General features: G+C 58.2%; 9 protein-coding genes and 2 pseudogenes. 7 read left to right on the top strand and 4 right to left on the bottom strand.

Going from position 1 to position 13,025, the window contains the following annotated elements:
- The 4 genes from IVB01_RS19140 to IVB01_RS19125 form a co-directional block, all read right to left on the bottom strand.
- On the bottom strand, positions 1-272 hold a 272-nt coding region (locus IVB01_RS19140), incomplete at its 3' end, for a glycosyltransferase family 2 protein (RefSeq protein ID WP_247494734.1).
- A gap of 14 nt (positions 273-286) precedes the next feature.
- Positions 287-940, bottom strand: a complete 654-nt coding sequence (gene nodB, locus IVB01_RS19135) for a chitooligosaccharide deacetylase NodB (RefSeq protein ID WP_247281310.1) — start codon at positions 938-940, stop codon at positions 287-289.
- Entirely contained in the window at positions 937-1,569 is a 633-nt protein-coding gene (locus IVB01_RS19130; protein WP_247333179.1) for a NodA family N-acyltransferase, read from the bottom strand. Before IVB01_RS19130 ends, nodB begins: the two co-directional genes overlap by 4 nt.
- The gene (locus IVB01_RS19125) at positions 1,566-1,982 is read right to left on the bottom strand and encodes a response regulator (protein WP_247281338.1); all 417 of its coding nucleotides are present in this window, start codon (positions 1,980-1,982) and stop codon (positions 1,566-1,568) included. The genes IVB01_RS19130 and IVB01_RS19125 overlap by 4 nt, the downstream gene beginning before the upstream one ends.
- 443 nt (positions 1,983-2,425) lie before the next feature.
- On the opposite strand from IVB01_RS19125, the gene IVB01_RS19120 reads away from it, so the two are divergent.
- From IVB01_RS19120 to IVB01_RS19090, 7 genes and pseudogenes are all read left to right on the top strand, one after another.
- Positions 2,426-3,370, top strand: a complete 945-nt coding sequence (locus tag IVB01_RS19120; protein WP_247281308.1) for a LysR family transcriptional regulator — start codon at positions 2,426-2,428, stop codon at positions 3,368-3,370.
- Positions 3,371-5,746: 2,376 nt separating this feature from the next.
- Positions 5,747-6,466 (top strand): MerR family transcriptional regulator, encoded by a 720-nt coding sequence (locus IVB01_RS19115; RefSeq protein WP_247333180.1) that lies wholly within the window; start codon positions 5,747-5,749, stop codon positions 6,464-6,466.
- Between the two features lie 1,352 nt (positions 6,467-7,818).
- Positions 7,819-8,895: a histidinol-phosphate transaminase gene (hisC, locus tag IVB01_RS19110; protein ID WP_247494735.1), complete on the top strand. Its 1,077-nt coding sequence runs from the start codon at positions 7,819-7,821 to the stop codon at positions 8,893-8,895.
- Between the two features lie 210 nt (positions 8,896-9,105).
- Positions 9,106-10,134 (top strand): LLM class flavin-dependent oxidoreductase, encoded by a 1,029-nt coding sequence (locus IVB01_RS19105; protein ID WP_247420882.1) that lies wholly within the window; start codon positions 9,106-9,108, stop codon positions 10,132-10,134.
- Between the two features lie 1,269 nt (positions 10,135-11,403).
- On the top strand, positions 11,404-11,694 hold the full coding sequence (locus IVB01_RS19100; protein WP_247494733.1) for a hypothetical protein: 291 nt from the start codon (positions 11,404-11,406) through the stop codon (positions 11,692-11,694).
- A gap of 728 nt (positions 11,695-12,422) precedes the next feature.
- Positions 12,423-12,740, top strand: a pseudogene (locus IVB01_RS19095) (chitooligosaccharide deacetylase NodB); the annotation flags it as partial.
- Positions 12,741-12,754: 14 nt separating this feature from the next.
- Positions 12,755-13,025: pseudogene (locus IVB01_RS19090) on the top strand (glycosyltransferase family 2 protein); the annotation flags it as partial.

Below are 13,025 nucleotides of genomic sequence, written 5' to 3'. Positions count from 1 at the left end.
GCCGAGCCGTCATCGACCACATAGACCTGCAATCGCCCTGGGTAGTCCTGGCTTGCGAGAGACTTCAGGCAGGCGGCCAGCGTGCGCGGGTCCTCGTTGAAGCAGGGCACGATGACATCCACGCTGGGCAGAGCACCGGTGTCGACCGGGTCGTACGGCGGCAGTGAGGCGTCGGTTCGCAGCGCATAAAGCGCCTGCGCGCTCTTATGAACGCTGGAGAGCAACGCGTAGGAGGCAACAGCAACGGTGCTGATGGTGGCAAGCAGGCTCATGGGAATTGATCTATTCAGTGAGTTTGAGGAATCGACCGGATTGCAAATCCACGGTCATGCAGTGCTGGAATGAGCTGGGCGAGCGCCGTCACAGTCTGGTCGCGCCGACCAGAGTGAGGGCAGCGTTCCAACTCGTCGGGAGGGCACCCGTCGTGCAGGAGCACGATGGCCCCCGGCCGGACCGAGGCCAGCACCGCGGCAACAATCGCCTCGGCGCCAGGACGAGACCAGTCTTGCGGGTCGACTGACCAGTGCAGGGCTGCCAGTTCGGCCTTCGCCGACGCGGCGAGGGCCTCCTTGGTCCAAGTCCCATACGGCGCACGCATGTGCCGCACAGAGGCTCGGGGGCAGGCCATTCCGATCATCTTGTTCGTCGTGAGGATCTCGTATTTCACCTCATCCGGCATGCATTTGGATAAATCCGGGTGCGTCATTGTGTGGTTTGCGATTTCGTGCCCTTCTGCAATGATGCGCTGGATCAGCTCCGGCTGACCCGCTGCATATGCACCGATCACGCAGAAGGTGGCGGGGGCCCGATGCTGCGCCAGCACATCCAGGATGGCCGGCGTGCAATGCGGGTTGGGCCCATCATCAAATGTCAGATAGACGCAGTGCTCTCCGTCGGAGTAGTCGCTCCGCGCTTCAGTCTCGTCGTCTGCGGACGTCACAGTTCCGGCCCGTTTCGTTCAATCATCTCACCGGCCGGCCATTCGCTCATTGGCCTCGCAATCGGCAGAACGAGGACGACCACGTCCTCCACGCGCGTCGGAGGCACAGTGAGATAGATATCCGAACGAGTGGACCGGACACTGAGCCCTGGCAAAACAGTCGCCAATCCCTGTCGCCCGAGCAGCCGGGTAATATGTTTCTGCAGGGCGGATCGGACCGTGCCAAAGCCGAATGGCACCCCAAGATCTCGCAATACCGGATACATCACGCGGATAGAGTGGCTGATGCCGAGCCCCTCGAGATCCGGGCGTACCCCGTACAATCCGAGTTCAGCCACAAGCAGATCGACCTCACCAACTTTTATGAAGCGGCGCAGTGCGCCGATGTGAATCGCGACGCCACGATCATCATAGCCGATTGCCCGAATCTCAGGCCTTGCGCCGGCCCAGCTTCGATGATCTTCAAAGGGCTTCGCATTGAATGCCCCGGTCGGACCATAGGTCTTCCGGAAGAAGTCGGACAATTCAATATGGTCAGCAAGTTGAAGCTCATTCTCCCAGCACAGCCTCCAACGAACTGGAGGGCGCGCCGAAACACCTCGTCTGGATTCGGGCGCGATCATTTTCATAGAGAGAAATTCCTATTCATTATCTGGCTCCTGACGCAGGCCAGCAGTTCGCTACGCTGGAAAGGCTTGCTCAAGAACTGGAGTCCAGCTTGCAGAACTCGCCTCATATCCTCTTCGGAGTTGTCTGTGAGCAGAACGGTGGGAAGCGCGCCTCCGGATGCAGCAAGATGATGGAAAAGCTCAAAGCCACTCATCCCGCTCGACTGCATGTCCGCGATCAAGCACGACGTGATCAAACGGCGGCCCGATTTTAAGAACTCGTCTGCGCTCTCGAAGGGTTCGGGTACGTAACCCGCGGAAAACACCATATCTGTCAGAGCTTCACGCACTGACCGATCTGCATTCACAATGGATACGACGTCGAGCGTGTGCGCAACTCGCATCAGATTCGCCAGGGACGCCTTCGCTTGCATGTTCCGCACGATTTCTCCGCAGCAAGGACGCAATCGGATGCGACCAAAACACATTTGGCACCCGCAACCGAAGGGGTCCAACTGGAGGGAAATCTACGGCCAGGTTGAGCGTTCGCTCAATTCTACGGCGGTACACGGCCGGTATAGAATGGGTTGGCGAAGCCATACGATGGTTTGCTCGTCCTATACGCCCACGCACATCTGCGGATCCCCACCGTGCTAGCTCGCCGAGATATGACTTGCGCAACACGCGCGAAACTGCGACCGCACGGTCCAGATGTCTTGATCGATCCCTGGCGCTGGGCTGAGACGCGCTACGATTTGTAACCATTCTGATAGATCTGACATCTCGCTAAACTATCCTTTGCTATCCCTCATTCGGTACAAATGGTAAAATCGATTGTATCGATAGAACACATTCATACGGTGGATCACTCAAGATTATGCGTTTCAAGGGACTCGATCTGAATCTCCTCGTCGCGTTCGACGCCCTGGTGACGCAAGGCAATCTCACTGCGGCGGCAAGAAGCATCAACCTCAGTCAACCTGCCATGAGTGCTGCCGTCGCGCGGCTTCGCACTTACTTTCGCGATGAGCTATTCACGATGAGGGGCCGGAAGCTTGTCCCAACGCCGCGGGCTCAAGCGCTCGCAGTCCCGATTCGCGAGGCTCTCGCTCACATTCAGCTCTCCATCATTTCTCCGGACGGCTTCACTCCGTCTCAATCGAATCGGCGATTCAGGATCATCCTGTCCGACTTCATGACTGTCGTGTTTCTTCGACGAATCGTGGACCGCGTCGCGCGGGAAGCTCCGACAATCAATTTCGAGTTGCTGCCGCCCGTAGAGGAACCCGATGAACTTCTCCGGCGCGGTGAAGTCGATTTCCTCATGTACCCGGAGATGTTCATGTCGAGTGCGCATCCCAAGGCGGCACTGTTCGAGGACACTTTCGTTTGCGTGGGCTGCCCGATGAACAAGCAGCTGGCGCCGCGACTTACGTTCGAGAAGTACATGTCGATCGGGCACGTGGAAGCCCAGTTCGGGCGCTCCCTGAGGCCCTCCTTCCACGAATGGCTCTTGCTCGAGCATGGTTTCAAGATACGCACTGAGGTCGCTGTGCAGGGTTTTGGTATGATTCCGCCTATGTTATTGGGCACCAACCGTATAGCGAGCATGCCCTCAAGATTGGTCAGCCATTTCGCAAACACGATGCCCCTGCGGGTCATCGAACCTCCGCTGCGACTTCTCACATTCACCGAGGCCGTCCAATGGCCGGCCATTCATAATACTGATCCCGCAAGCATTTGGATGCGCAATATGTTCTTGCAAGAGGCATCCATGATGGTCTCTCCGTCCGAGACCAACCAATGTCACGGCCCGTTCTAGGATTGTTCGGCCGTTTGCGACCTACTCTTCGTTAACCAGATCTACGCCAGGCTCGAAGCACCGGTCCTCGCTGGTGTTCGGATTGGCGCGCTTGAGCGTAGTTTGATCGGGTCGGCGGCGCTATTGATCTCGCGCTGGCGTGACGATCTTGCGCGTCATACAGCTCGTTCGGCGGCGCTCCGCAATGACTTTCCGCTGATCCGACGGGCTGCGTCGCGCTGTTCTACATGAGCTGAGCTCAGAGCTCGCGAAATGATCCGGCCAGTCAGGTGAACGAGATCCGGCCTCGGCACTAAAATCCCTTGAATCGTACACCGCGTCAGGTTGTAGACCAAGACCTGCGATCGACGCTGCAAACGTGGACACTGCTAGCGCACCCGCACCGCTCTTCGCCTGCCGTTGGGCATTCTCCTTGCCGCACTGTCCCGGCGATCGCAGCAGTAATGCCGAAGCTCGTCAGTAGCTAAACGCCTCTTGGCGGGCCGCCCCACAGGGTCGATGCCGGCTCGTTCGCGTCGAACCAACTTGTTCTGCCGAACGCCAACGCTGTCCACAGTCGCGTCCGGAAAGCGCAACGCGAGCTGGCGTAACTCGGGAGAGCGGAACCTGCAAGTGAGAGGTCTGCGCAAGGTTGGCATGGAGGTTGAGACACGTCATCTCAACGGCTTGTCTTACTCTTATACTCGATCCCGCATGACGGAGCGCAACCGCAAACTCGCTGGCCGCAGGATCAACCTGGATCCACCCGCCGTGAGCTCGCGGCATTGTCCCGCTGCGCGCGTGCTTGGGGGATGAGTGTTTATGATGAGAGGACGGCAACTGTGCCAATGTCCGGCGCACGGAAGGGCTCGTCGCTCCCATTCGCCAAGCCCTGCTCCACCTACAGCTTTTGCTCGTTTCGGGCGACATGGTCAATCCAGCCACATCGGATCGTGGGTGCAGGGTCATCCTTTCGGATCTCGCGACAGTCGTGTTCTTTTCGAAAGTGTCGTGGCGCGTGGCGCGCGGGATGCCGCCGTCGTTAGCCCCGAGTTGCGGCCCCTCACCGCTGTCCCCGAGGAGCTACTTCGGTGCGGTAACATGATTTGCCTATCTTACCCAAAGCATCTATGTCCAGCGCTCGCAGACCAAAGCGATACTGTTCGAGGATGAAAGTGAGTGAGCTTCTGGACGAGCAAGCCATTACCCGCGACAGCTGGACTGTGCTGCCCAACACTGATCCGGCTCACGTTTGGATATGCGAGTTATTGCTGTAGGAGCTATGGCACGTCATTGTTTTCCCGGCGCGGCCGCGCGGCGCCGGGGGCCTGTTGACCTGTTTTGAGCGCCTCCAGGTCCAACGGATACGGAGCGATCCTTCAAGGCTCGGTCCTCAATCGCGAGTAACGTTTCGCCAGCCGCGCGAGGTGCGCTTGCGTTGAGATACATGCCGGGAATGGTTTTGCGGCCCGCCTTCTCTCATTCTACCGACGCTTTGGGTCGCGGACTTGCGCCGTTGAAGAGCAGCCATCATTTTGTGGCATTCCAAAACCCGATGTTGCCATGCGCGAACAACGCCTTCGCGCCGGCAAAGCCATCTCAACAGGACTAGCATCGTGTCGAAAATGCTGTTAGGCGCCGAGCGGGCGGCCGCGTCACGATGTGGCGGTAAGACTGATCTGCGATGATTGACCAATCAACGCCGGCTCGACGATAGACATCAAAGCAAGGATTCGACCGAAAGAGGCCCATCTGATCAGATCAGTACTGTGTCTGGGCCGCCGTTCGTGAAGCCGTGTCTCAAGAGCAAGCGGGGCTGCATGTATCTGCTTTCGCTTCGCCTGGCGATCAGACAGCAGATGGCCCACTGCTGCGGCAGCATCCAGCGGAAATTGCACAGTTTCGGTTAGGGCAGTGTTGGACAAAAGGGAAGCAAACGCCGTGTTGCACAACGGCACCACACGAACGTCCTGTCACATTCTTTCGCGCACGTCGCCGCTCCGTCTCCTTTTTGCCCCACCACAGCCAAACGGCTTCGTCACGTGCGGCGCCGGTGCGACAATCAAAGGAGCTTACTCTTGGATAAGCCGAGCGGAGTCTACGATCCGGAGGATCTCGCGAGCTTGGGAAACCTTTTTGATCGAGCAATCGCGTCTTTACCGACATGCATGCGAACCAGCGAGAATCGCGTGGCGATCGCCAGACTTGTGATGCAACGCGCAGCGAGGGACGAATTGGCGTCGCTGGCGAACTTGATGCTTGCACTTGTCTCGGCCGCTTGATCAACAGCATGCGCTCAGTCCTCCCGGGGGTTCGCAGCAAGAGACCATCATCTAGATCATTGAAATAACTTGATTCTCACGTGACGTCAGGTTGTAGGCTTGCAAATTGAGGACCATGACAAACGCCACACCACGACGGCGCCGATGGCGCATTGGAGAACTTGCAGAGGCGACCGGCGTAACGGTACGCACTCTGCATCACTACGAACATACCGGGTTGTTGACGGTCTCGGAACGTACCGATGGCGGTCACCGCATGTACGATCGAGAAAGCCTACAACGCGTCTCTCAGATTCGCGCGCTACGTGAGCTCGGCTTCTCGCTTCCTGAGATCCGCAAAGCCATCGAGGGGCGGACATCTCTCACGGACCTATTGCGCAACCATCTGGAGCGAATCGAAGTTCAAGTCGCGCGGGCGACACTATTACGGGATCGATTGCGCAATATGACGACGCAAGGTGAGACAGAAGTCAGTGTCGACGAGCTGCCGGCCACGTTAGATGCAATGTCGCGGATTGAGGAGCGTACCCCCTCGGCCATCTGCACGTGCGCCTCTAACGCTAGCCGCGAAGATCGGTGGCGGAAGATTCGGGACGAGCTACGTAGCTGCATGGATCGGGGCGAGCCTCCATGCAGTGAGCGGGCAAATGCGGTCGCGCGTCAGGCCCGTTCGCTGCTGACTGAGATCGCAGGAGTTGACTCGACTGTCTCGATGATACTTAAGGTGCTGACGCGATTGACCGAACCACACAATCTCGCCGGCTGGGATGCGAGCCTCATGCGATACCTGGATCTCGCCCTCGCCGCGCTGGAGGACCAGCTGGGAAAGAGTTGACGCACGCGGTTGCCCGCGACTCGGTTATTGCAATGTCTCTAAACCCAATGAAGTGATGCTGATCCTTGTCTGACTGAGGATCGTTGGCCCGTAGCAATTCGCCTGCGAATCTGCGTTGTCGGCACTCTTTGGGGTTCTTCGCACTGTGGATTTTGGCAATCAACCTCGACGAGCACCCTTCGAAGTACTTGATTCGCACGTAGCGTCACATTGTACCTTCTAAAAGCATCGACGCAGCGGCGGGGCGACCGAGAGCGCCGGCTAGGCCGACGGAGACTCCAATGATCGGCATCACTTTCGGAAATTCCCGGTGAGAGCGCTGGGCGAGAACAAGTCGGTAGATGATCGTCTTTGGCCATTGCTGGCGACTGCGCAAACGGCACGCTCTTTACCTTTATGCCGGCCTCGACGACGAATGCTGCAGGGGCAGCCGCTGTCGCCAAGCTCAAGGGTACGAGCCTATCTAACGCAGGTTGCACGCTCTAGATGCCGCAGTTCAAGCATGGGCAGGCTCGGTCAAACGGACGGGCACTCGATGCCGCGCGGGTCGCTGCGGTCCTACTTCGGGCTCAATCGACACGGCCATTGCCACGGTTCGATTCGACTCGAAGGGAGACAATGCCGCTTCTGGGTTCATCGTTTACCGCTGGCGCGACAATACCATCGAAGCGGTCGCGCAGACCTGACCGCCCGCACCAACACCGCACGGAACGTTCGAATGATGAACCATCCTCGACATAGCGATTACGCGCTGCTCACGTGCGTCGCAGTCGCCGCAGTCGCAGCATTTCTCGCCCTCGCGGCAATGCTATCAAAGCTGTCGTGCACGCCCGAAGAGTACGTTCCCATTCGCCTGGTGCCACTAGAGTGAGCATCACTTCCACATTCGTAAGGCCGACGAACATCGGTGACTTCTTCCAGCTAGTGAAACTGATGCGTACCTCGCTCTCGGGAGTGAGCTGCCAGGACCTCTTTAGGAGGAACGTAGCTTGTGGCAAGATGTCGGTCTTGCGCAGTCTGTCTGCGGATTACGCGAGTTCAAGCCAAGCGTTAGCAGCGCTGTTCGGCCGAGTGGACGTGGCGTTGCCTCCCCTCGTGAAACAGGTATTCGCTGGAATAACGCCGCGCGCCGCCTGATCCGTGCTGATCGCTGCCGGATTTTGAGACGGGCTCTGATCCGGTGCTGCGCTTAGATCTGAGCCCGCCTATGGCACCCCACCCCTCACATTCATGCACACCTTGCGCTTCCCGGCTCCGAACACAGCGCGCGCATCACATAGGCTCGATGAAGGCCGTCAACTGCTCTCGTCGACAAAAGGGAGAACACCAAATTGGATGCAAAACTGCAAACTATGCTTTCCTCGCTCTCGCCGGTGGCTCGCGAATTGGATGCTCTGCCATCCGGGCGACCCACTCTGGATAATACTTGCGTGAAACTGAACACGAATGAGAACCCATTTCCTTTGCCAGCCATCGTGATGCGAAGCGCAATTGCAGCTCTTGAGGCGCAATACCGCTATCCAGAAGACGACAATGTCAGCTTGAGACAAGCGGCCGCAGCGGCCTATGGAATTGCCACTGATCGCGTGATGGCTGGCAATGGATCGTCTGAACTCCTCAGTCTCATTTACAGAGCCTTTCTTTCTCCGGGCGACGGCATCGCAATGATGTCGCCCGGCTTCTCATTCAATCGCAAGCTTGCCATGTTGCAAGGGGCCCGGTTCATTGAAATTCCCTGGTCTGAACCCGACTGCTTGCCGATGGACGAGCTGCTTTTCGGTCCGGCTAAACATGCCAAGTTCATTCTGCTGGCCAATCCGAACAATCCGACCGGAAGCTTTGTTCCGCTCGCTGAGATCGAGCGCCTCGTTATACGATCTGACCGATTGATCGTACTGGACGAAGCTTACGTCGATTTCGCACCTGAGGACGGCCTACGCCTCGTTGAGCGCCATTCGAATCTTCTGGTCCTGCGCACGTTTTCCAAGAGTTATTCCGCCGCTGGCATTCGCGTCGGCTTCGGTTTCGGCCATCCCGAGCTGATTGGGCGGCTTCGCAACATCCAGAATGTTTTCAACATGAATGTGGTCGCTCATGCCGTAGGCATGAGCGTCCTTGCGCATCGCGACGCCTACGAGGAGAACCATCGCCACGTAAGGCTTGAGCGTCAGCGCGTAGCGGCCGCGCTCTCGGAATTTGGGTTCTCCGTAACGCCTTCCCACGCGAACTTCCTCCTCGCCCGTGTGCCGGTAGGCCAGGGTGGCAGGTGGTGGCAGGCGGCGTTGCAAGACCAGAGCGTCCTCGTTGCCTTCTTTCCGGATGCCGGCCTGCAAGAGTGCATTCGGGTTAGCATCGGTACAACGCGCCAGATGGATGCGTTTCTTGCGGCTGTCGGCAGCATTCTTAAGAAAGTGGGATGCCGTGGCTAGTGACCCCTTCCACTCAGGTCACAGATCCCCGTTCGTCATCGATCCGGCCCCACACATGATGAAGCTTCGCGACGCAGCCGGAGTCAGTTTTTGTCCGATCGGCGCATTGCGAGCTGTTGAGAACGGCTTCGCAGCATATGCACCGCAGTGCCAGCGAGCGCCTCTTCCAAAACCCGGAGGACTTCGGTCCTCTCTATAGGAGATAACTGAGTGAGAAACGTTCTTCCCTCAAACCTGACCTGCGGCATCTTTGATCATCTTGACGAGGACGGCCCCGATATCGCCCGGCAATACGCGGACCGCCTCGCGCTGGCGGAGGCCTACGACCAGCTCGGTTTCTATGCCTATCATCTGGCGGAGCATCATTGCACCCCCCATGGACGCGGTCCATCGCCGAACTTGTTTCTGTCAAGCGTCATACAACGCACACGGCGACTTCGCGTTGGTCCATTGGTCATGCTGCTCAACCTCTACCACCCGTTGCGGGCATTCGAGGAGATCTGCATGTTGGATCACCTGAGCAGCGGCAGGGTCGAGGTCGGTCTTGGTCGCGGCTCCCTACCGATCGAACTGAGTTATTTTGGGGTTGGAGCCGATGTTGCCTCAAGCCGTTACGAGGAAGCTTCCCAAATCTTCGTTAACGCGATGAATGGCGGCCCGCTCTCGTACGAAGGGCAACATTTTGCGCTGAGCGACGTTCCTTTGACGCTTTCACCTCACCAGCGTCCTTGTCCCCCGACATGGATTGCTACAAATCGGCCAGAGTCCGCGCATTGGGCGGCGGCGAATGGCGCTAATCTGGCGTGCATGGGGCCCTCTTCTGCCGTTCGCAAGGTAACAGATCGCTATCGCGCTCATCAAAACGCCAAGCATGACGCCAACGGTTCAGCACCATTTCTCGCATTACTCCGCATGATCGTAATTGCCAGCTCTGAAGCAGCCGCCCGCTCCCTCGCCGCGCCAGCCTACGAAACATGGCTCAAGAGCTTTAAGTTCCTGTACGAGCTCAATGACATCCCGCCTCCATCCAACCTGCCCCTAACCTTGGATGCCGCAATTGACAGTGAACTGTGCGTCGTCGGAACGCGCGCTTCGGTGCGCCAAACTCTTCTCGATCATGTGGAAGAAGCAGGCGCCAACTATCTCCTTTGCCAGCTCGCCTTTGGATCTCTGTCACTGGATGCCTGCCTCAACACAGCAACTGCGATTCACTCCGAGCTCATAGCGGCAGAGCACTGACGGTGAGCCAACAGAGATTCCAATAAGTTCGTCCTTGACCAGGCAATAAATGGCAACACCGAGGCCCATGAGCACCGCAGCCGGATGCATTTGTCAGGCCGTTCTTATGGTTCAAATGGCTCTTACGCGCATGAGACCCCTTTCGACTACATCACCAAACAACGGCAATAAATGCCCTGTCTCCCATTTGCGCGCGTTGACATTGCCCGAGCAGTGGTTTGCTTGGACAGGTGAGTTGGCTCACGCTCATCCCGCTTTGGCGCGCCAGTTCGTCGATCGCATTCCACAGGAATCCAAGATGCGGCTTATCGCACGGGCGGGCCTGTCGTGACGCGGTCCCGGCAGCGCTCCGACCAGACGGAGGAGATCGCGCGTAAGCTCGAGATCGTGCTGGCGGAGTTGGCTTCGCTGCGCATTCTGCTGGCTGCGCACGGAATTAGCACCCCTCCACCTCTGCATGAGGACTACCTCACCGTTCAGCGATTCGCAGGGATGAACCACATAAGCCCCGGAGGCGTGCTCTCTCGGATCCGCCGCGGCAAGTTGCGCACGGAGAAGCGCGGTGGCCGCTGGTGGGTGAAATGCACGGTTTGCACAGCATAGCCGTGCAGTGGCGAGGACAATAAGACAGACGAAATGAACCAATCCGAGATCGGAAATCCAGGACATGGAAATGATCTGCGCGTTTCAGTTGCTAGCTTTTCTGAGCTCGGCCGGACAGCCGATGGAGAATCGATCGAGGTCGACGTGGCGCACGACCAACACACCATCGCCAGATCGGGAGGCTCGATCTCGATGCACCCACGCAATCACAAAACGGGTGGGCGCCCCGAGCACCGGGATATCGGATGACCACCTTTGCGTGACCGGGATCACTCACTCAATTCGGCCTCGTCAACAGAGCGATCCGAGTGAGAAAGCGGAAGAGCACGGATGCGTGGCAGAAGTCCAACTCCGATGCCGCTGCATGTATTGTGGCAAATGGAAGCGGCGCACGCCCTCCATGTCAGTTTTGCACGTGAGCCACCGCACGCTACCGGGTTACGGCCTGGAGCACAGGAAAGATAAATGCCTTGCTCGCAAATCGCACACTTTGTGAGGTCCCCTGAGCATATCTTGAACGTCCGTCTCACGCCCGCTGGGCCTAGCAGCGGACATGTATCCCAGTCACTCGCCTGTTCAGGGTCGCCTCGCGCGCCGGTGTCAAAGGGGACAGGTCTGATTTCGCTGGGATGGTCGCCAGAATCTGGCTGGAGAAGGAGATAGCCAATGATGTCACCAAGACTGATGTCAGTCCTCGGGTCGATGGTAGCAATCGAGCGTATGTTTTGGAAACTTCGAGAATTGATCGATGGCGACAGCTCGATCTCACCTGAAGTTCGAGAGACGCTTCATGTAATACTAGATGCAAAGCTTCTTTCCGCAAAAGATAAGATTATGAGCGACGCGCGCACTGCGATTGACGCAACTCCTGGTTTGCCTCAGGCGGTCCGCGATCGAGCATACAGGTCGCTCGACTTTGCAATGAAAATGTTCATGACCAGAACCGCGCCGCCCTAAGGACCTTTTAAGGAAGTCGGTATCTGCAGCGCTCATCCCAAGATGCATTGATCCATGCCCCGCTCCAGCGAGCGCTTGCCCGGACACTTTGCTGTGCAGCGTTGGTTAGCCGAGCGGCTTCGATTGAGCTCCTGAGCAGCTATGAAGCTGATGGGTGGAGCAAGCTTGGGTGCGCAGCTGCCGAAATGCTGCAGGCTGTTTTTCTCGAGCATCCCGAACCAGCCTTCTCTGGCCATCTTTAATGGTCCGCTGCTTCAAGCCAATGTGCGAGTCCCCCTCAGCTCTGTAACTTGATCATCGAAAGGACCGGCCAGGTGTCGTCATTAGGCAGCGGCGTAGGCTCGACTCTGCTCGTGGGAAGCAGCGCTTGAGTTGATCCAGCTCAAGCATCATGATTCGCGTTCCCGAGATGGCTTCGATGCCTGGCTAGGACCTTCACCGAATGGACGGTCGCATGCTGAGCCATTCTTCGGCATGCGCCTGATCAATTGACTCAAGAGGATCGGCTCACGCAATCAGTGTTGATGGATCCCTCTTGGCCCATCCACAGCACGGATACTTCGCATCAAAACAATAGATTTTACCAATATTCTCCAAATCCACATAGCTAACCGCCAGCTATCTGATCCCGGATGGCCGCGCTTGACGCGCATCTGTCCGGTGGCGCGCGGTGAGCCCTTTGCGAGTCAACAGGGAACTGGAGTGTTTTCGATGCGGGCTCGTGGCCGCGGCACATGTGTGCGCCGTATGGGACTTGGACCAAGGAGGCCCTCGCCGCGTCGGCGAAAGCCGAACTGGCAGCCCTGCACTGGTCAGTCGACCCGCAAGACTGGTCTCGTCCTGGCGCCGAGGCGATTGTTGCCGCGGTGCTGGCCTCGGTCCGGCCGGGGGCCATCGTGCTCCTGCACGACGGGTGCCCTCCCGATGAGTTGGAACGCTGCTCTCACTCTGGTCGGCGCGACCAGACTGTGACGGCGCTCGCCCAGCTCATACCAGCACTGCATGACCGTGGATTCGCAATCCGGTCGCTTCCTCAAACTCACTGAATAGGTCAATTCCCATGAGCCTGCTTGCCACCATCAGCACCGTTGCTGTTGCCTCCTACGCGTTGCTCTCCAGCGTTCGTAAGAGCGCGCAGGCGCTTTATGCGCTACGAACCGACGCCTCACTGCCGCCGTACGACCCGGTCGACACCGATGCTCTGCCCAGCGTGGATGTCATCGTGCCCTGCACAACGAGGACCCGCGCACGCTGGCCGCCTGCCTGAAGTCTCTCGCAAGCCAGGACTACCCAGGGCGATTGCAGGTCTATGTGGTCGATGACGGCTCGGC

Origin of the sequence: Bradyrhizobium sp. 164 (assembly GCF_023073715.1) — a bacterium.
In the GTDB taxonomy this organism is placed as follows: domain Bacteria; phylum Pseudomonadota; class Alphaproteobacteria; order Rhizobiales; family Xanthobacteraceae; genus Bradyrhizobium.
The sequence above is the reverse complement of the archived record's forward strand: the minus strand, read 5'-3'. Positions and strand labels throughout refer to the sequence as shown.